19 protein-coding genes, 2 tRNA genes and 1 riboswitch are annotated in these 18,731 nt (G+C 74.4%); of the genes, 15 read left to right on the top strand and 6 right to left on the bottom strand.

The annotated features are described in order from the left end of the window. Nucleotides 1-592: 592 nt before the first annotated feature. Nucleotides 593-677 (bottom strand) — tRNA-Leu (locus I003_RS0124740). A 99-nt stretch (nt 678-776) separates the two neighbouring features. On the opposite strand from I003_RS0124740, the gene I003_RS0124745 reads away from it, so the two are divergent. Beyond that, on the top strand, nt 777-2,036 hold the full coding sequence (locus I003_RS0124745) for a nucleoside/nucleotide kinase family protein (RefSeq protein ID WP_027773967.1): 1,260 nt from the start codon (nt 777-779) through the stop codon (nt 2,034-2,036). A gap of 74 nt (nt 2,037-2,110) precedes the next feature. Here I003_RS0124745 and I003_RS0124750 read toward each other — a convergent pair. After that, nucleotides 2,111-2,184: transfer RNA gene (locus I003_RS0124750), tRNA-Lys, on the bottom strand. 47 nt (nt 2,185-2,231) lie between these two features. Continuing rightward, a complete protein-coding gene (locus I003_RS0124755; protein WP_037721649.1) occupies nt 2,232-3,332 on the bottom strand; it encodes a Gfo/Idh/MocA family oxidoreductase in 1,101 nt (366 codons plus the stop codon). Between the two features lie 264 nt (nt 3,333-3,596). Here I003_RS0124755 and I003_RS0124760 point away from each other — a divergent pair, with 264 nt between their 5' ends. The 3 genes from I003_RS0124760 (at nt 3,597) to I003_RS0124770 (ending at nt 5,738) form a co-directional block, all read left to right on the top strand. After that, a complete protein-coding gene (locus tag I003_RS0124760) occupies nt 3,597-4,376 on the top strand; it encodes an HAD-IIA family hydrolase (protein WP_027773969.1) in 780 nt (259 codons plus the stop codon). Nucleotides 4,377-4,513: 137 nt separating this feature from the next. Further along, complete coding sequence (locus I003_RS0124765; protein ID WP_027773970.1) at nt 4,514-5,110, top strand: hypothetical protein; 597 nt, start codon at nt 4,514-4,516, stop codon at nt 5,108-5,110. Then, complete coding sequence (locus tag I003_RS0124770) at nt 5,100-5,738, top strand: class F sortase (RefSeq protein ID WP_027773971.1); 639 nt, start codon at nt 5,100-5,102, stop codon at nt 5,736-5,738. The genes I003_RS0124765 and I003_RS0124770 overlap by 11 nt, the downstream gene beginning before the upstream one ends. Here the strand turns inward: I003_RS0124770 and bcp are convergent. Further along, nucleotides 5,722-6,201, bottom strand: a complete 480-nt coding sequence (gene bcp / locus I003_RS0124775) for a thioredoxin-dependent thiol peroxidase (protein ID WP_027773972.1) — start codon at nt 6,199-6,201, stop codon at nt 5,722-5,724. The two genes, I003_RS0124770 and bcp, sit on opposite strands and share 17 nt — an antisense overlap. A gap of 103 nt (nt 6,202-6,304) precedes the next feature. Between bcp and I003_RS0124780 the strand changes: the two genes are divergently transcribed. The 3 genes from I003_RS0124780 to I003_RS0124790 all read left to right on the top strand — a co-directional run bounded on the left by I003_RS0124780 (nt 6,305) and on the right by I003_RS0124790 (nt 7,499). Next, nucleotides 6,305-6,649 (top strand): DUF3618 domain-containing protein, encoded by a 345-nt coding sequence (locus I003_RS0124780; protein WP_027773973.1) that lies wholly within the window; start codon nt 6,305-6,307, stop codon nt 6,647-6,649. 55 nt (nt 6,650-6,704) lie between these two features. Further along, entirely contained in the window at nt 6,705-7,007 is a 303-nt protein-coding gene (locus tag I003_RS0124785) for a GroES family chaperonin (RefSeq protein WP_051368456.1), read from the top strand. A gap of 77 nt (nt 7,008-7,084) precedes the next feature. Further along, nucleotides 7,085-7,149, top strand: a riboswitch (guanidine-III (ykkC-III) riboswitch). A gap of 29 nt (nt 7,150-7,178) precedes the next feature. Then, nucleotides 7,179-7,499 carry a DMT family transporter gene (locus I003_RS0124790; RefSeq protein ID WP_027773975.1) on the top strand — a complete coding sequence of 107 codons (321 nt, stop codon included), beginning with the start codon at nt 7,179-7,181 and terminating at the stop codon, nt 7,497-7,499. A gap of 25 nt (nt 7,500-7,524) precedes the next feature. Here I003_RS0124790 and I003_RS0124795 read toward each other — a convergent pair whose 3' ends face one another. Beyond that, nucleotides 7,525-9,765 (bottom strand): transglycosylase domain-containing protein, encoded by a 2,241-nt coding sequence (locus I003_RS0124795; protein ID WP_027773976.1) that lies wholly within the window; start codon nt 9,763-9,765, stop codon nt 7,525-7,527. Between the two features lie 189 nt (nt 9,766-9,954). Between I003_RS0124795 and I003_RS0124800 the strand changes: the two genes are divergently transcribed. The 4 genes from I003_RS0124800 to I003_RS0124815 are packed head-to-tail and all read left to right on the top strand — an operon-like array spanning nt 9,955 to nt 13,322. Beyond that, nucleotides 9,955-10,800, top strand: a complete 846-nt coding sequence (locus tag I003_RS0124800; RefSeq protein WP_037721652.1) for an ABC-2 family transporter protein — start codon at nt 9,955-9,957, stop codon at nt 10,798-10,800. Next, entirely contained in the window at nt 10,793-11,608 is an 816-nt protein-coding gene (locus I003_RS0124805; protein ID WP_027773978.1) for an ABC transporter permease, read from the top strand. The genes I003_RS0124800 and I003_RS0124805 overlap by 8 nt, the downstream gene beginning before the upstream one ends. Nucleotides 11,609-11,647: 39 nt before the next feature. Next, nucleotides 11,648-12,586 carry an ATP-binding cassette domain-containing protein gene (locus tag I003_RS0124810; protein WP_027773979.1) on the top strand — a complete coding sequence of 313 codons (939 nt, stop codon included), beginning with the start codon at nt 11,648-11,650 and terminating at the stop codon, nt 12,584-12,586. A gap of 10 nt (nt 12,587-12,596) precedes the next feature. Continuing rightward, on the top strand, nt 12,597-13,322 hold the full coding sequence (locus I003_RS0124815; RefSeq protein ID WP_027773980.1) for a DUF1707 SHOCT-like domain-containing protein: 726 nt from the start codon (nt 12,597-12,599) through the stop codon (nt 13,320-13,322). 30 nt (nt 13,323-13,352) lie between these two features. On the opposite strand, the gene I003_RS0124820 is transcribed toward I003_RS0124815, so the two are convergent. After that, the gene (locus I003_RS0124820; protein WP_027773981.1) at nt 13,353-14,663 is read right to left on the bottom strand and encodes an SGNH/GDSL hydrolase family protein; all 1,311 of its coding nucleotides are present in this window, start codon (nt 14,661-14,663) and stop codon (nt 13,353-13,355) included. A gap of 398 nt (nt 14,664-15,061) precedes the next feature. Here I003_RS0124820 and I003_RS0124825 point away from each other — a divergent pair, with 398 nt between their 5' ends. The 4 genes from I003_RS0124825 to I003_RS0124840 all read left to right on the top strand — a co-directional run bounded on the left by I003_RS0124825 (nt 15,062) and on the right by I003_RS0124840 (nt 18,644). After that, nucleotides 15,062-16,354, top strand: coding sequence for a DUF445 family protein (locus I003_RS0124825; protein ID WP_027773982.1), 1,293 nt, complete (start codon nt 15,062-15,064; stop codon nt 16,352-16,354). 133 nt (nt 16,355-16,487) lie between these two features. Continuing rightward, nucleotides 16,488-16,775, top strand: a complete 288-nt coding sequence (locus I003_RS0124830; protein WP_199784352.1) for a DUF6412 domain-containing protein — start codon at nt 16,488-16,490, stop codon at nt 16,773-16,775. Nucleotides 16,776-16,920: 145 nt separating this feature from the next. Continuing rightward, on the top strand, nt 16,921-17,739 hold the full coding sequence (locus I003_RS0124835; RefSeq protein WP_027773984.1) for a membrane protein insertase YidC: 819 nt from the start codon (nt 16,921-16,923) through the stop codon (nt 17,737-17,739). A 47-nt stretch (nt 17,740-17,786) separates the two neighbouring features. Beyond that, complete coding sequence (locus I003_RS0124840) at nt 17,787-18,644, top strand: fumarylacetoacetate hydrolase family protein (protein WP_027773985.1); 858 nt, start codon at nt 17,787-17,789, stop codon at nt 18,642-18,644. Nucleotides 18,645-18,731: the final 87 nt, after the last annotated feature.

Genomic DNA, 18,731 nt, shown 5'->3' on the forward strand with positions numbered 1-18,731 from the left:
GTCCAGGCCGAGGAAGACGCCCACGTCGCCGATGGCGTACATCGTGCTCCCAACTGCTTCGGTGCGGTGCTGGCCAGGGAGTTGGCGCCGTACGCGCGCATCCACGTTATGCAGACCTGCCGCCCGCGAACGGCCGGGCATTGCGCTCGGCGAGGCGGTGGTCGGACCTCTCATCAGCGTCTCCAACGGCACCCCTCGGGCCCGGTGACACCACCCCCCAGGTCATCCGTTCGACAGGGGGGAACAGTCATGCCGGGCCCGGAGGCCAGCGGCCCTCTTGCAGGACCGCGAAAAACATAACGGGGGGACGGAGGGCCTGTGGCGCATGCCGGGGGCGGCTGTGCGCCGGACGTCCGGCCGCCCGCACGCCGCCGGCACCGGTTCCGCCACGGAGCGACGCCGAAACCGCGACCACGCGCCGGTTCGCGGGAGCGGCACGGGCGCGGGAACGGCACGGCCGTACCCGGCCCTGCGGGCCCGGCCGACGCGGATCCGCACCCGCGCAGCCGGCCGGCTGCCGGTGCCGGGTCCTCCGCGTCGCCCCCCAGTGCGCCGCCGTCCACCCCGCCGCGGCCCGCGTAGCGGAAAGGCGTGCGGCGGGAGGGATTCGAACCCTCAAGCCCTGTCAGGGGCCACAGATCCTAAGTCTGCTGCGTCAGCCATTGCGCCACCGCCGCTCGCCCGGAATGTTACCCAACCCCGGATCGCGGCCCCGAGACGGCGGGTTGGGCCCACCGGGCCCGGCCCGCGGGGCCGCGGCGTCGTAGGGTGCCGCCATGCGTACCGCACCGCTGGCCGACGACGCGTGGGCGCTCCTCGGCGGGCGCCGCCGGGCCGTGCTGGGGCTCGCGGGGGCGCCCGGGGCCGGGAAGTCGACCCTGGCCCGCGCCCTCGTCGCGGCGCTGCGGGCGCGGCACGGGGCCCGCGCCGCCGCGTACGTGCCGCTCGACGGCTTCCACCTGTCCAACGCCCAGCTCGACCGGCTCGGCCTGCGCGACCGCAAGGGCTCGGAGCCGAGCTTCGACGCCGCCGGCTACGCGGCGCTCCTGCGCCGGCTGACGGAGGAGCCCGACGCGGAGGTGTACGTACCGGACTTCGACCGCACGCTGGACGAGCCCGTCGCCGCCCGGCACCACGTCGCGCCCGGCACCCGGCTGATCGTCACCGAGGGCAACTACCTCGCCTGCGACCTTCCCGGCTGGCGCGCGGCACGGGAGCTGATGGCGGAGGTCTGGTACGTCGACGCCCCCGACGCGGTGCGCGACGCGCGGTTGAGGGAACGGCACGTGGGCTTCGGCCGTACCGCCGCCGCGTCCCGCGCCTGGATCGACACGAACGACGCGCCCAACGCGGAGGTGGTGAAGGCGTCGCGGGGGCGGTGCGACCGAGTCGTGGTGCCTGAAGGGCCGGCGGAGGCCGCGGAGGCCGCCGCCGACGGCGACGACGGCGGCGGCGGCGAGGGCGGCGGCGGCGGCGAGGGCGGCGGCGGCGAGGGCGGCGGCGGGGACGTCCTCGTCGTCAGCGGGCCGCCCGGGGCCGGCAAGACCACCGTCGCCCGGCTCCTCGCCCGGGAGTCCGACCCCGGCGTCCATCTCCACACCGATGACTTCTGGGCCTTCATCGCCCGCGGCGCCCTCGCCCCGTACCTCCCCGCCGCCCGGCGCCAGAACGAAACCGTCGTCGACGTCGCCGCCGGTGCCGCCGCCCGGTACGCCGCCGGCGGCTACCGCGTCGTCGTCGACGGCGTCGTGGGCCCCTGGTTCGTCGATGCCTACCGGCTCGCCGCCCGCGCCGCCGGCGTCCCCCTGCACTACGTCGTCCTCCGCCCCGACGAGCCGACCACGCTGGCCCGCGCGACCGCCCGCACCGGCCCCGATGCGCTGACCGACCCCGAGCCCGTCCGGGCGATGCACCGCGAGTTCGCCGACCTGGGCCGGTACGAAGCGCACGCGCTGGACACCGGCGGCCAGCCGCCCGAGGCGACCGCCGCGGCCGTACGCGAGGCCGTCGCGGCCGGCACATACCGCCTCGGCTGAGGCCCCCGGGGCACACGCACGCACGCGGACACGCGAAGAGCCCGGGCCGGACGGCCCGGGCTCTTCGGGGTGCGTACGCCGCCAGGGACTCGAACCCCGGACCCGCTGATTAAGAGTCAGCTGCTCTAACCAACTGAGCTAGCGGCGCAGGTCGTCTTTCACGACGCTTCAAGCATACCGGCTCCCCGGGGGTGCTCAGGCACCCTCCGCGAGCCGTACGACCCGGCCCTCCGCCGCCGACCGGCGGGCCGCCTCCAGCACCCGCAGCGTCGCCGCGGCCTCGGCGGCGGTGACCGGCGGGGGCGTGCCGGTGCGCAGGGCCTCGACGATGCCGGCGTAGTACGCGGGATAGTCGCCGGGGAGGGTGGGGACCGGTTCGCCACCGCCGGTCAGCGGGGACTCGCCGGCGCCCAGGCGGCCCCAGGCGGACTCGGGCTCCGCGCCCCAGGGCCCGTCCGTCTCATGCCCGGGACGGCGGCCCTCGCGCAGCGCCGCCTCCTGCGGGTCCAGTCCGTACTTCACGTACCCGGCGCGGCTGCCCAGCACCCGGAAGCGCGGCCCGAGCTGCGGGGCCATCGCGGTCATCCACAGGTGGGTGCGCACGCCCCCGGCGTGCACCAGCGCGACGAAGTCGTCGTCGTCCACCTGCGAGCCGGCCCGCCGCGCGTCGGACTCGGCGTAGACGGAGGTCACCGGGCCGAAGAGGGTCAGCGCCTGGTCGACGAGGTGGCTGCCCAGGTCGTACAGCAGCCCGCCGACGTCCGCCGGGTCGGCCGAGTCACGCCAGCCGCCGCGCAGCGCGGGGCGCCAGCGCTCGAACCGGGACTCGAAGCGGTGGACGTCGCCGAGCGTGCCGTCCGCGAGGAGGGCGGCGAGCGTCCGGAAGTCGTTGTCCCAGCGGCGGTTGTGGAAGGCGGAGAGGAGCAGGCCGCGGTCGTCGGCGAGGGCCGCCAGCCGGTCGGCCTCGGCGGCGGTGGCCGCCAGCGGCTTGTCCACGACGACGGGCAGCCCGGCCTCCAGCGCGGCGGTGGCCAGCGGCACGTGGGTGCGGTTGGGGGAGGCGACGACGACGAGGTCGAGGCGGTCGGCGCGGGCGAGGAGGCCGTCGGCGGTGGCGACGGTCGTGGCGTCCGGGTACGCGGCGCGCACCTGCTCCTGCCGCTCGGGGTCGCCGGTGACGACGGTGTCGAGGACCAGCCCGTCCGTGGCCGCGACGAGCGGCGCGTGGAAGACGGACCCGGCGAGTCCGTAGCCGAGGAGACCGACGCGCAGGGGGGTGCCAGGGGTGCCATCCATGGCCGTCACTCAACCACACGGCCCGCGGCGGGCCGGGGGCGGGCGGGGCGTTGACGTGCGGTGTCCGTACGGGACGGAGGGTTGCCCGGACGGGCGTGATGCGCGCGGGCCTGAGCCGTTCGCAGTCGCCGCGCCGCTCGCCGGTGCGCGGGCCTGGCACGGTCGGGACCGCGCTTCGCACTCTCCCCCCTCCGGCCCCCGCTGTCCCGCCGCTCCTGCGTCTAGGCTGGTGGCCACGTCCCCGGCACCGGTTGGAGAGAGCAGATGGCGGAGCGCATGCCGGTCGAGTCCTGGCTGACGGACATGGACGGGGTGCTCATGCACGAGGGCATTCCGATCCCCGGCGCCGACGCCTTCATCAAGCGGCTGCGCGACTCCGGCAAGCCCTTCCTCGTGCTCACCAACAACTCCATGTACACGCCGGGCGACCTGCACGCCCGGCTCGCCCGCATCGGGCTCGACGTGCCCGTGCCGAGCATCTGGACCTCCGCCCTGGCCACCGCCAAGTTCCTCGACGAGCAGCGCCCCGGCGGCACCGCGTACGTCATCGGCGAGGCCGGGCTCACCACCGCGCTGCACGACCACGGCTACGTCCTCAGCGACCACCGCCCCGACTACGTCGTCCTCGGGGAGACCCGCACGTACAGCTTCGAGGCGCTGACGAAGGCCATCCGGCTGATCGAGGAGGGTGCCCGCTTCATCGCCACCAACCCGGACGAGACCGGCCCGTCCACCGAGGGCCCGCTGCCCGCGACCGGCGCCGTCGCCGCGCTCATCACCAAGGCGACCGGCAAGGACCCCTACTTCGTCGGCAAGCCCAACCCGCTGATGATGCGCTCCGGGCTCAACCAGATCGGTGCCCACTCCGAGTCGACCGCGATGATCGGCGACCGGATGGACACCGACGTGCTGGCCGGCCTGGAAGCGGGCATGGAGACGTATCTGGTGCTGACCGGGCTCACCCGGGCGGACCAGGTGGAGCGCTTCCCGTACCGGCCCTCGCACATCGTCGACTCGATCGCCGACCTCGTCGAACTGGTCTGAGCCGGGCGGCGGCACGCACGCGTGCCCGCGCCCGCCGTTCGGGTGGGCGGCGACCGGATCGGCGTAGTGCCGCCGCCGTACGGATGCGGGGGTGCGGCGGCTCGTGACCCTGGGAGTGAGAGCTTCGCGGAGGTCCCATGCGCCCGGTCCGTGTCTGCCTCGCCGCCGTCCTGATGCTGACGGGCGGCGCCGCCGTCTCCTGCGCCTCCGACGCGTACGCGCAGGGCGAGGTGACGGTGACCCCGTACCGCGTGCAGCGCGGCGACCCGGTCGTGGTGAGCACCGGCGCCTGCCGGGGCGGCCAGGCCTCGGCGGACTCGGTGGTGTTCGAGGCGCCGGTGCACCTGCGGCGGGAGCACTACGGCGGGCTCACCGGGCGGGGGAAGATCAGGTGGACCGCGCGGGCCGGTGCGTACCCGGTGTGGGTCGACTGCGACGGCGGCAAGCGGGTGGCCCGCGGCCGGGTGGTGGTGGAGGAGCAGCACCCGCGTCCCGCGCACTGGCGGAACAACTGGCACCACCAGCCCTGGTCGCCGGTGACGGCGGGCGGCGGCGGCACCGCGAAGGAGACGGCGGAAACGCGGCGGGCGCAGGAGGAGGACAGCCCCTTGCCGGATCCCCTGCCCCTCGCCCTCGCCGGCGGCGGCGCGGCGGTCCTCGCCCTCACCCTCGTACGCCGCCGGAGGCGCGGCATCGCGCCCGGCACGCACGACGGCCCTCCCGATGGCCGCTGAGCGCACCCCCCGCCCCGGCCTCGTCACCGCCGCCGCCTGGGCCGTGCTCCTGCTGGGCCTGGGCCTCTGGGGCCGCGGCCTGGGCGAAGGCGACGACGCGCTCTCCGGCGATGCCTCCGCCGCACAGGTGCTGCACGACGGCCCCCCGGCGGCCCGGCCGCTGCCCGGCTCGACGCCCGCGGGCGTCGAAGTGGCGTCCGTGGGCATCCGGGGGCCGGTGATCAGCCGGGGTCTGGACGCGGACGGCGCGGTCCAGGCGCCGCCGTTCGCCGACGCGGACGAGATCGGCTGGTACCGCGGCGGTGCGCGGCCCGGCGCGGCGGGTGTCGCGGTCTTCGTCGGCCACATGGACACCCGCGCCCGGCCGGCGGTGTTCTACCGGCTGGCCGACGTGCGCCCCGGCGAGGAGGTCGCGGTGACCCGCGCGGACGGGCGGACGGCGGTGTTCACCGTGGAGCGGGTGGAGACCGTCGGCAAGGACGGCTTCGACGCCCAGCGCGTCTACGGGCAGCACAGGCGCGGCCGGGCCGAGATCCGCCTGCTCACCTGCGGGGGCGCGTACGAGTCGAGGACGAGGAGCTATGCGGGCAACCTGGTGGTCTCCGGCTACCTCACGCGGGCGACGTGACGTCGAGGTCCTTGAGGAGCTTCGCGACGTGACCGGTGGCCTTGACGTTGTAGAAGGCCCGCTCGACGGTGCCCTTCTCGTCGACGACGACGGTGGAGCGGATGACGCCGGTCACCGTCTTCCCGTAGAGCTTCTTCTCGCCGAAGGCGCCGTACGCCTCCAGGACCGCCTTGTCGGGGTCGCCCACGAGCGTCACCCGCAGCGACTCCTTCTCCCGGAACTTCGCGAGCTTCGCCGGCTTGTCGGGCGAGACGCCGATGACGTCGTAGCCCGCGGCGGCGAGCACGTCGAGGTTGTCGGTGAAGTCGCACGCCTGCTTGGTGCAGCCCGGGGTGAGCGCGGCCGGGTAGAAGTAGACGATGACCTTGCGGCCGCGGCGGTCGGCGAGGGACACGTCCTTGCCGTCCGCGTCCGGCAGGGTGAAGTCGGGGGCCGGGTCGCCGGGCCGCAGTCGCTCGCTCATCGTGTTTTTTCCTCTTCTTCAGTGCGGGGCGGATGTCGCACCCGAGCGTAACGGCTGACAGACTGTCGACCAGGAGACGGACGGCGAGGACGGAGGCACCGCGGTGTCGGACGGCAGGACTCCCGCGCAGATCGAGGCGGACATCGCCCGCCGGCGGCAGGATCTTGCCGCGACGCTCGACGAGATCTCGCTGCGGGTGAGCCCCAGGAACCTGGTCGACGAGGCCAAAGCGCGGACGAAGGGCGCGGTGGACCGCACCGCCGGGCAGGCGTTCGTGGTCGCGAACCGCGCCGTCGACAGCGCCCGAGGCGTGCTCGTCTCATCCGACGGCGCACCCCGGTTCGAGCGCATCGTGCCGGTCGCGGTGACCCTCGTGGCCGTGGCCGGACTGCTGGCGCTCGGGTCGCGCCGGCCGGGAAAGACCCGGGGCAGGCGACGGCGCCGCTAGCGGCGCGGGTACCGTCGAGTCCGTGAATACGCCCCACGACAAGCTGCCTATCCGGATGCTCCACGACCGGGTACTCGTCCGCACCGATACCGCGGAGGGCGAGCGCCGGTCCAGTGGTGGCATCGTCATCCCCGCGACCGCGGCCGTGGGCCGCCGGCTGACCTGGGCGGAGGTGGTGGCCACGGGGCAGAACGTGCGGACGGTCGAGCCGGGTGACCGGGTGCTCTTCGACCCGGAGGACCGCGGCGAGGTCGAGGTGCGGGGCGTGGGCTACGTGCTGCTGCGCGAGCGCGATCTGCACGCGGTCGCCTCGGAGCGGCTGGAGGGCTCGGAGGACTCCACCGGCCTGTACCTGTAACGGCCGCCTCGTCCACGGGCGCATCCGGGAACGGCCGCCCGCCCCTGCGGGCACGGAGCCGCCCGGCCGTCCGCCGCGGCTTGCTACGGTGGAGAACACCCGACGAGACGCGCCGTACCGGGTCAGGCAAAGACGACGCACCCCCGTCAGCACGACACGGAGGTCCGTCTCATGGCCTGGATTCTGCTGCTCGTCGCCGGTGTGCTCGAAGTGGGCTGGGCGATGGGCATGAAGTACACCGAAGGCTTCACCCGCCTGTGGCCCAGCGTGTTCACCGTCGCCGGCATCGTCGCCAGCATGATGCTGCTGGCGCAGGCCGCGAAGACCCTGCCCATCGGCACGGCGTACGGCGTGTGGGTGGGCATCGGCGCCGGCGGGGCCGCGCTGCTCGGCATGGTGGTGCTGGGTGAGCCCGCGACGGTGGCGCGGGTGTTCTTCGTCGCCCTGCTGCTGGTCGCGGTGGTCGGACTGAAGGCGACGTCCGGTCACTGATGCCCCGTGGGGCCCTCGGCCGCCCTTACCTCCCCTCCTGCGGCACCGGCGGCGCGGCGCCCGCGGGAGCCGCGGGTGCCGGTGCCGCCGGCACGGAGGGCGCGGGAGGAGCAGGGGGCACGGTCGGTGCGGGCGGCGCGGGGACGGCCGCCGGGGCGGGAGCCGGCACCGGCGCCGGTCCCGGAACCGGGGGCGGCGTGTACGGCATCCGCTGCCGGCGGCCGGTCTCCAGGTCGAAGTCGCTCGCCGGCACGCCCCACAGCGCGTCCCTCGTGTACGCGCCCCAGATCTGCGCCGGCACCCCGCCGCCGCTGATCCGCTCCTCCCCCAGCGCCCCGTGCAGCGACTTCTGCGCGCCCGTCTCGGGGTCCTGCCCCATCACGCCGACCACCGTCGCCAGCTCGGGGGTGTAGCCCGCGAACCACGCCGAGCGGTCGTGCTCGCCGGTGCCGGTCTTGCCCGCCGCGGGGCGTCCGGCGATCCGCGCCTGGCTGCCGGAGCCGTTCTCGACGACGTTCCGCAGCATCGCGGTCGTCGCGTCCGCCGCCGTCCGGGAGATCACCGGGTGCGGGCGCTGCGGCGGGAGCTGGAAGATCTCGCCGTTGCGGCTGAGCTTGTCCACGAGCCGGTAGCCGCCGTGCTCGCCGTGGCCGGCGAGCGTGGCGTAGGCCCGCGCGAGGTCGAGCGCGCTGGGGGTGGCGGTGCCCAGGCCGATGGAGGGGTGGGCCTTCAGCTCCGGGGTGGCGGGCGGCAGCCCCAGGCGGACCGCGGTGCCGCGCACCTTCGTGGGGCCGACGTCCTGGGCCATCTGCGCGTAGACGGAGTTGACCGACTGGTTGGTGGCGTCGGCGACGCTGATGCGGCCGTACGAGACGTCGTCCTGGTTGTCCGGCGCGTAGCGCAGTGCCTTGCCCTTCTTGCCGATCACCCGGCGGTCGGTGTCACCGTCGTACATCGTCCGCGGCGTGATCCGCTTGCCCTCCCAGTTCTTCGCCTTCTCCTGCACGGCGGCGGCGAAGACGAACGGCTTGAAGGTGGACCCGGCCTGGTAGTCGCGGCGGGTGGCGTTGCTGACGTACTGCTTGGTGTAGTCCGTGCCGCCGTACAGCGCGACGACCTTGCCGCTGTCGACGTCGATGGAGGCGCCGCCGACGCGCACGTAGGCGTCGGCGGGGCGGGACTCCGGGTCAAGGCGGTACGTCAGTTGCTCCTCCACGGCGCCGACGAACGCTTTCTGCTTGTCGGGCTGGAGGGTGGTGACGATGCGGAACCCGCCGGCGGCGAGGGTCTTCTCGTCGATGATGCGGTGCTCGGTGAGGTAGCTGTTGATGGCCTCGACGAGATAGCCCCGCTGCCCGGACAGACCGGGGTCGAGCCGGGAGGGCCGGGGCACGGGGAACTTCAGGCTGTCGCGGCTGCCGGGCCTGAGCCAGCCCTCCTTGACCATGCCGTCCAGCACGTAGTTCCAGCGGGCCTCGGCGGCGGGCCGGTTGTCGGGGTGCACGGCCACGTCGTACGTGCTCGGTGCCTGCAGCAGCGTCGCGAGGAACGCGCCCTCGGCGACGGTCAGTTCCTCGACGTCCTTGTCGTAGTACGCCTGGGCCGCGGCCTGCACGCCGTAGGCGTTGCGGCCGAAGTAGCTGGTGTTGAGGTAGCCCTCCAGGACGTCGTCCTTGGTGACCTCGCGGTCCAGCTTGATCGCGATGAACGCCTCGCGGAGCTTGCGGCTGATCGTCTGCTCCTGGTCGAGGTAGTAGTTCTTCACGTACTGCTGGGTGATGGTCGAGCCCGACTGGGTGCCCTTGCCGGTCAGGGTGTTGAAGCCGGCCCGGACCATCGCCATCGGATTGACCGCCGAGTCGGAGTAGAACTCGCGGTCCTCGGCGGCAAGGACGGCCATGCGCACGTGCTCGGGAACGCGCCGCAGTTCCACGCTCTCACGGTCGACCTCGCCCTTGTCGGCGAGCTTGGAGCCGTCTGCGTAGAAGTAGTGGTTGCTCTGGGCGGTCGCCATGTCGTTGGGCCGCGGGATGTCGACGGTCAGGTAGCCGACGGCGAACGCCCCCGAGGCCAGCGCCACGGTCAGCATCGCGGCGCCCAGGAGCACCTTCCACCAGGTCCTGCGGTACGGGCGCCGCCGGCGGGCGGGCCGGCCGGCCGGCGGGGCGGGTGGAGGTCCATGCTCGCCGTCCGCGCCTTCGTCGTCCTCCGGCTCCGTCTCGGGGCCGAAGCTCCGGATGCCCTGTCGCGTCTCCGTGTGGCTCATCTGCCGTCCGTGGGCTCGATCCGTCGTCCGGTAAGACTCTTTCAAGCAGTTTGTCATTAAGAATGCAGATTGCCGGGAGGTGTGGATAACCAGTCGCAGGGCTCAACCCGACTGGACTAGAGTCGGGGCCTTTGTGCGCGGGGCCCGGCGGCCGGGCCCACGGGGTGAGCGGGGGGAGGGGGGCGGAGCATGCGCGGTTCGGAGGCAGTGCGGGACGCGCCCGCCGTGCAGGCCCTGCGGCTGTACGGGCTGGTGGCCGCCGGCGGCTTCCGCCGGTTCGCGACGTACCGCGCCGCCACCGCCGCCGGTGTCTTCACCAACACCGTCTTCGGCTTCATCCTCGCGTACACCTTCATCGCACTGTGGCACGAGCGCCCGCAGCTCGGCGGCTACGACCAGGCGCAGGCGCTGACCTTCGTCTGGGTCGGCCAGGCGCTGCTGGCGCCCGCCGCCCTCCTCGGCTTCGGCTTCCAGGAGGAGCTGCAGGAGCGCATCCGCTCCGGCGACGTGGCCGTCGACCTCTACCGGCCCGCCGACCTCCAGTCGTGGTGGTGCGCCCACGACCTGGGCCGGGCCGCGTTCCAGCTCCTCGGCCGCGGCATCTTCCCGATGGCGGCGGGGGCGCTGGCGTTCGACCTGGCACTGCCCGCCGCGGCGCACACCTGGCTGCTCTTCCTGGTCTCCGTGACGCTGGGCTGCCTGGTGAGCTTCGCCATCCGCTACCTGGTCGGTCTCGCCGCGTTCTGGCTCCTCGACGGCCAGGGCATCAACCTGCTCAACTCGCTGGTGGCGATGCTCCTTTCCGGCACCCTGCTGCCGCTGACCGTCTTCCCCGGCGCCTTCGGCGACATCGCCCAGGCGCTGCCCTGGGCCGCGATGCTCCAGGTCCCCGCCGACGTACTGCTCGGCCGGCACACCGGCGCGGGCGTCGCCGGGGCGCTGGCGTTCCAGGCGGCGTGGGCGGCGGCGCTGCTGGCCGCAGGGCGGGCGATGCAGGCGGTCGCGACCCGCAAGGTGGTGGTGCAGGGTGGCTGACCTGGCCGCGGGGGCGCGGGGCTACGGGATGATCGTCGCCATGTGGGTGCGTACGACGATGACGTACCGCACGTCCTTCGCCATGACCGCGCTCGGCAATCTGCTCATGACCGCCGCCGACTTCGCCACGATCGCGATCATGTTCTCCCACACCGACGTGCTCGGCGGCTTCGCGTTCGCCGAGGTCGCGCTGCTCTACGGCACCACCTCCACCTCCCTGGGCCTGGCCGACCTGCTGCTGGGCAACCTCGACCGGATCGGCCGCCGGATCCGCGACGGGACGATGGACACGCTGCTGGTCCGGCCGGTGCCGGTGTTCGCGCAGATAGCCGCGGACCGCTTCGCGCTGCGCCGGGTCGGGCGGGTGCTGCAGGGGCTGATCGTGCTGGTCTGGTCGCTGACGGCGCTGGACGGCGTGGCATGGACGCCGGCCGCGGTGCTGCTGGTCCCGCTGATGGTGGTGTCGGGAGCGGCCATCTACGGGGCGGTGTTCGCCTGCGGCGCGGCGTTCCAGTTCTGGGCCACGGACGCGGCCGAGGTGCAGAACTCGTTCACGTACGGCGGCAACACGCTGACCCAGTACCCGCCGACGATCTTCAGCAAGGAGCTGGTGCGCGGCGTCACGTTCGTCGTGCCGCTGGCGTTCGTGAACTGGCTGCCGGCCCTGCACGTGCTCGGCCGGGACGACCCGCTGGGCCTGCCCGGCTGGGTGGACTTCGCCTCCCCGCTCGTCGCCGTCGCGTGCTGCGCGCTGGCCGGGCTGGCGTGGCGCACGGGGCTGCGCGGGTACCGCAGCACCGGAAGCTGACAGACGAGGCCGCGGCACACCGATGCGAAGGAGGGGCACGTGATCGAGGTCGAGGACCTGGAGAAGGTCTTCGTCGTACGCCGCCGGGCGGGCCGGCTGCGCCGCACGCGGCACGAGGTGCGCGCCGTCGGCGGCATCAGCTTCTCCGTGCCGCGCGGCGAGATGGTCGGCTACATCGGCCCCAACGGCGCGGGCAAGTCCACCACCATCAAGATGCTGACGGGCATCCTCACCCCCAGCGGCGGCCGGCTGCGCGTCGCCGGTATCGACCCGGCGCGGGAGCGGACGCGGCTGGCCCGGCGGATCGGCGTGGTCTTCGGCCAGCGCACCACCCTGTGGTGGGACCTGCCGCTGCTCGACTCCTACCGGCTGATGCGCCGCATGTACCGCATTCCCGACGACCGCTACCGCGCGAATCTGGAGCGCTGCACCGAACTCCTCGACCTCGGCGACCTGCTGGAGGTGCCGGTGCGGCAGCTCTCGCTCGGCCAGCGGATGCGCGGCGACATCGCCGCGGCCCTGCTGCACGACCCCGAGGTGCTGTATCTCGACGAGCCGACGATCGGGCTGGACGTGCTGAGCAAGGCGAAGGTGCGCGGGTTCCTGCGCGAGCTGAACGCCGACCGCGGCACGACGGTGCTGCTCACCACCCACGACCTGTCCGACATCGAGCAGCTCTGCAAGCGGGTCATGGTCATCGACCACGGCCGGCTGATGTACGACGGCGACCTCGACGGGCTGCACGCGGTCGGCGAGAGCGAGCGGATGCTCGTCGTCGACCTGGAGCGCGAGCTGCCGCCGATCGATGTCGCCGGCTGCCGCACGGTGAAGGTGGAGGGCCCGCGGCAGTGGCTGGCGTTCCCGGCCGGGGCGAGCGCGGCACCGCTCGTCGCGGAGGTGGCCGAGCGGTGGCCGCTGGTGGATCTCTCGGTGCGGGAGCCCGACATCGAGGACGTCATCGCCCGCATGTACGCATAAGCTCGATGCCATGACGAGCGATGAGCACCTGCCGGAGCTGCGCGCCTCCGACGCCGACCGGGAGCGGGTCGCCGGCATTCTGCGTGACGCGCTGGCGGAGGGCCGGCTCGCCATGGACGAGTTCGAGGAGCGGCTGGAGGAGACGTACCGGTCGAAGACCTACGCCCAGCTCGAACCGCTCACCCGCGACCTGCCCGCGGCGGCTGCCGGCCCGCCCGCCCGCGCCCCGCGCGAGACGGCCCCCGGGGCCCGGCCGGCGTCCGGCTGGACCGGCCGCGTCGGCGGCGAGGCGACGACGCGCAGGGGCATCGCGATCATGAGCGGCTTCCAGCGCAGGGGAGTGTGGACGGTGCCGCGCCGCTTCACGATGTTCTCGCTCTGGGGCGGCGGCGAACTGGACCTGCGCGAGGCGGACTTCGAGACCGCGGAGGTGGAGATCCGCTGCATCTCCCTCATGGGCGGCGCGCACGTCATCCTGCCGCCGGGCATGGCGCTGGAGGTGCGCGGCATCGGCATCATGGGCGGCTTCGACCACTCCCAGACCGGCGTTCCCCCCACCCCCGGGGTCCCGCGCGTCACGCTCACCGGCTTCGCCTTCTGGGGCGGCGTGGGAACGAGCCGGAAGAAGACGAAGGCAGCCCGGCGCGCGGAGGCGGAGGCGGCCAGGGAGCAGCGGCGGCTGGCCCGGGAAGAGCGGCGGCTCGCGCGCGAGGAGCGCCGCAAGCGCCCGGAGTAGCCCGGGAGGTGCCCGGCCGGCGGGCAGCGCTCAGAGCACGGCCTGTGCGCGGGGCTTGAGATCGGCCGGGTCCAGTGTCAGGGCCATCTCCTGGTAGCCCAGGTCCGTCAGGTGCAGGTGGTCGCCCGAGTCGTACGCCGGGTGCAGCCGCGCGGGGCGGTCCGGGTCGCGCAGGGCCGCGTCGAAGTCGAGGACCGCGTCGAAGACGTCGCCCGCACGTATCCGCTCGTTGACCTCCTGCCGTACGCGCTCCGCCCGCGGCGTGTACGCCGGGTGCCCCCGGAACGGCATCAGCGTCGCGCCGAGCACCCGGAGCCCCCGGTCGCGGGACTGCCGCGCGGCCTCGCGCAGGCCGGCGACGATGGCGTCCGCATCCGCGGTCCGGGGGGACTTGAGGATGTCGTTGATGCCCAGCTCGATGACGACGGCCTTGACGCCGCTGCGCGACAGCACGTCGCGGTCCAGGCGGTTGAGCCCGGAGGGGCCGTTGAACGGGAACTCGGTGCCGCCGTCGGTGAGCAGGCGGTTGCCGCTCAGGCCGAGGTTGAGCACCCCGTAGCGCGGGGCGCCGGGCTCCTCGCGCAGGCGTACGGCGAGGTAGTCGGTCCAGCGGCGGTTGGCGCCGGGGGTGGAGGTGGTGCCGTCGGTGAGCGAGTCGCCGAGGACGGCGACGGCGCCGGTGGCCTGCTCGCTCCAGACGTCGACGGCGGTGACGTAGCGCCAGGCTTGGAACTCCCGGTCGTACACCGCCCCTTCGACGTCCCGGGTGTGGTCGCCGGAGGCCAGGTAGGAGGTCTGCAGCGCGTGCGGGTGGTAGGTGACCGGGCCCGCCGGCGCCGGCGCGTACGTCGTCACCAGCAGGTCCGCGTCGGCCGGCACCCGCAGCCGCACGGGGTCGCTGGTCACCGTCCGGCCGGCGGGGATCGTCACCACGTCGGCGCCGGCGAAGGTCAGCGGGCGCATCGTCCCGGGCTCCGCCGCCGGGGCGCCGGCCCCGGCGGCGACGGCGACGCTGGCGCCGGTGAGGGTCAGCGGGGTCTCGCCGTACTCGTTGGACAGGTGTATGCGGGCCCGTGCGCCGCCGACGGAGGTGTGCACCACGTTGCGTATGGACGTCTCCGGGAAGCCGGCCCGCGTACCGGGCTCGGCCGCGGCCTGCGCGGCGGCCCAGGTGCCGGCCCAGCCGCCGACGGACGCGGGTGCGGCGGCGTCCGCGCCGCCGCCCGCGCTCGGGGGCGCGGGCGGGCCGGGGCGGTCGGTGAGGGCGTGGACGCCCGCGACGAGCAGCGCCACGACGGCCGCCAGGGCGGCGATCACGGCATAGCCCGTCCTGTTCGTCACGTCGGCCTGCTCCCCCGTCAGTTCGTGGTCCGCGCCCTCTGAGGCGGTCCGTCATCTTAGCGAGGGGAGGGGGGCGTTCCGGTCACAGCCCCGGCGGAGCCCGGGGTCTTCTCCCCGGCGCGGCGGCGGTGGTGGAGCGGCGGCCGGGGAGCCGCGCGGTGGCGCGGAGCGGCCACGGGCCGCCCGCCCGGCCGGGACCGGGAACGGGCCCGGCCGGGGAAGCGGCACCTCAGCGCCGGCCACGGGGCGGCGTGCGGGCGGTGGTCCCCGCCCGTTCGGGGGCCGCCGTCCGCCCCTGCCCGGGGCGCCGGGAACCCGCGAGTCGTTCCGTCGGTGAAAGATGGTGACGGGCCCGGGGACAATGGCCGTGAGGGAACGGCGTGAGCGGACGGAGCGCGATGGATCTGCCGGCAGCGGACGGACCGGGGGGCTTTGCCTACACGGACGCCGACGCGGAGAAGCGGCGCGGCGTGCGCCGGATGAAGGCCATCGCCACCGGCCTGCTGCTGCTGGCCGCCGTGGTCTTCACGCTCTCCCGCTGGGCCCAGCACAGCGGCGCCGGCGCCTGGTCGGGCTACGTCGCCGCGGCGGCGGAGGCGGGCATGGTCGGCGCGCTGGCCGACTGGTTCGCGGTCACGGCCCTGTTCAAGCGGCCCCTCGGGCTGCCCATCCCGCACACCGCGATCATCCCCACCAAGAAGGACCAGCTCGGCCAGAGCCTCGGCGACTTCGTCGGCGAGAACTTCCTCTCCGCCGAAGTCGTACGCAACCGGCTGCACGCGCTCGGCCTCGGCAGCCGGGTCGGCGCCTGGCTCGGCGAGCCCGCCAACGCCGACCGCGTCACCGCCGAGGCGTCGACCGTGCTGCGCGGCGCGCTCACCGTCCTGCGGGACACCGACGTCCAGGCCGTCGTCGGCGAGGCGATCAACCGCAGGGCCGCGGCCCTGGAGGTCGGGCCGGGGCTCGGCAAGCTGCTGGAGAGGGTCGTCGCGGACGGCGGCCACCGCCGCGTCGTCGACCTGGTCTGCGAGCGCGCCGAGTCCTGGCTGATCCTCAACGGTCCCTCGGTCGTCGGTGCCGTCGCCGGCGGGGCGCCCGGCTGGACCCCGAAGTTCGTCGACCGCCGGGTCGGCGAGCGGGTCTACAAGGAGCTGCTGCGCTTCATCGACGAGATGCGGCACTCGCCGGACCATCCGGCGCGCGGTGCGCTCGACCGCTTCCTCTCCGACTTCGCCGCCGACCTCCAGGGCGACACCGCGACCCGGGCGCGCGTGGAGCGGCTCAAGGGCGACATCCTCGCCCGCGACGAGGTGCAGGACTTCATCGCCTCGGCGTGGACGTCGCTGCGCGGCATGATCGTCGGTGCCGCCGAGGACGAGCGCAGCGAGCTGCGGCTGCGGGCGCGGGCGGCGCTGCTGTCGTTCGGGCAGCGGATGGCGGCGGACGCGCGGCTGCAGGCGAAGGTCGACGGCTGGGCGGAGGACGTCGCGACGCACGTGGTGACGACGTACCAGCACCAGATCACCTCGCTGATCTCGGACACGGTGGCGAGCTGGGACGCGGACCAGACGTCGCGCAAGATCGAGGCGAACATCGGCCGGGACCTGCAGTTCATCCGGATCAACGGCACCGTGGTGGGCTCGCTCGCGGGGCTGGTCATCTACACGGTGTACCGGGCGATCGCCGGCTGAGCGCGCGGGTCGCCGCCGGGCCGCGGCGGCGCGTGAGGATGCGCGCAGGCGTACGAACGCCCCGTACCGGACGGCGCAGCGGAGAAGGGACGGCCCGGTGCTCAGGATCCTCGGTACCGCCACGCGATGGCGCATGGTCGTCGTCGCCCTGCTGTTCCTCGCCGCCGACGTCGTCCTCGACGAGACGGGCGTCGCCACCGGCCTCGCCGGCGCCGCGGCCTCCGCCGCGTCCGCCGCCCTGACCCTGCTCGCCGGGCTCGCGCTCGGCGCCGCCGTCGCGGCGCCGGCGTCGGGCGCCGGGGTCCGTACCGCGCTGCGCGAACGCGCGCGGCGCACCGCGTTCCTGCCCCAGCGGGACCCGGACGCCGCGGGCCGCCCGCGGCCCAGGGCTCCCGGCCGTCGTACCGCGACGGCCGTGTAGGCGCCCCGCCGTACACCGCCCGTGGCCCGCAGCGCGGCCCGGCCGGTTGTGCGCCCGCCACCCCCGCGACGCCGCCCGCAGGGCGCCCCGCACGGCTCGTCACGCCGCCAATCATCCGGCACGACGAGACCTGTGGAGTTCTTCCATGTCCGTATTCGGCGCGCTCTCCTCCCTGCTGTCCGCGCTCGCTGACACCCTCGACCCCCTCTTCGGCGCCTCCGCGACCGGCGTCGCGATCATCGTCTTCACCCTGGGCGTACGGCTCGCCCTGCATCCCCTCGCGCGGGCCGCCGCCCGCGGGGAGCGGGTGCGCCGGGACCTCGCGCCGCAGGTGGCGGAGATCCAGCGCAAGCACCGCAACGACCCGGAGAGGCTGCGCCGCGCGCTCAGCGAGGCGTACGCGGACGCCGGCGCCTCACCGCTGGCGGGCTGCGGGCCGATGGTGCTCCAGATCCCGGTGTTCATGATGATGTACCGGCTCTTCACCGGCCACGACCACGACCTGCTCACCCACACCCTGCTCGGCGCCCCGCTGGGCGGGCGGTGGTCCGACGCGCTCGCGGACGGCGGGATGTTCGGGGCGCACGGGCGGGTGTACGCGGGGCTCTTCGCGGTGATCGCGGGGGTGGCGGCGTACACGTTCTGGCGCAGCCGGCGGCTGCTCGCCGAGCGCAAGGCGGAGGCGGAGGCCGCGCGCAGGGCGTCCGCGGCCACGCCGAAAAACGGAAAGAAGGCGAAGAGGGGGAAGGCGCCGGAGGCGGCGCCGCCGCCCGAGCCCTCGGGCCCCGCCGCCGGGCTGACCCGCTGGCTGCCCCTGCTCTCCTTCGGCACCCTGGTCACCGCCGCCCTCGTGCCGCTCGCCGCGGGACTCTACCTGGCGACCACGACCGCCTGGACCGCCGCCGAACGCACCTTCCTCTACCGCCACGCGGGTCCACGGGCTGAACAGGGTCTTGCGGACTAAACGGCCCCAACGGATGATCGATCGACCGCGGAGAGGGGAGTCATCACATGAAGCTGCTGCGTGTCGGACCGCCGGGGAGCGAGCGCCCGGCCCTGCTGGACGACGGGGGGACCCTCCGGGACCTCTCCGGAGTCGTGTCCGACGTGGACGGAGCGCTGCTGTCCGACGACGCGGCGCTCGCCCGCGTACGGGACGCCGCCGCGGCCGGCGACCTGCCGGTGCTGGACGCCGAGGGTCTGCGTACGGGCCCGCCGGTGTCGCGCATCGGCAAGATCGTGTGCATCGGGCTGAACTACCACGACCACGCGGCCGAGACCGGCGCGGCCATCCCGGCGGAGCCGATCCTCTTCATGAAGGCACCCGACACGGTGGTGGGACCCCACGACCCGGTGCTCGTGCCCCGCGGCAGCGAGAAGACGGACTGGGAGGTGGAGCTGGCGGTGGTCATCGGCCGTACGGCCCGCTACCTGGAGTCCGACGCGGACGCGCTGGCCGCCGTCGCCGGCTACGCCGTGGCCCACGACGTCTCCGAGCGCGAGTTCCAGCTCGAACGGGGCGGGCAGTGGGACAAGGGCAAGAACTGCGAGACGTTCAACCCGCTGGGCCCGTGGCTGGTGACGGCCGACGAGGTGCCCGACCCGCAGGCCCTGGGGCTGCGGCTGTGGGTCAACGGCGAGAAGCGGCAGGACGGCACGACGGCTGACCAGATCTTCCCGGTGGCGCATGTGGTGCGGTATCTGAGCCGGTTCATGACGCTCTACCCGGGCGATGTGATCAACACCGGTACGCCGGCGGGCGTCGCGCTGGGGATGGCGGAGCCGAAGCCGTATCTGCGCCCGGGGGACGTGGTGGAGCTGGAGATCGACGGGCTGGGCCGGCAGCGCCAGGAACTCAAGGGAGCGTAGGGCCCGCACACGCCGACGGGCGCCGCCGGAGCAATCCGGCGGCGCCCGTCTGCTCTGCGTACGGAGCGCGCGTGGCGGGCCCGTCCG

Source organism: Streptomyces sp. CNQ329 (assembly GCF_000482585.1).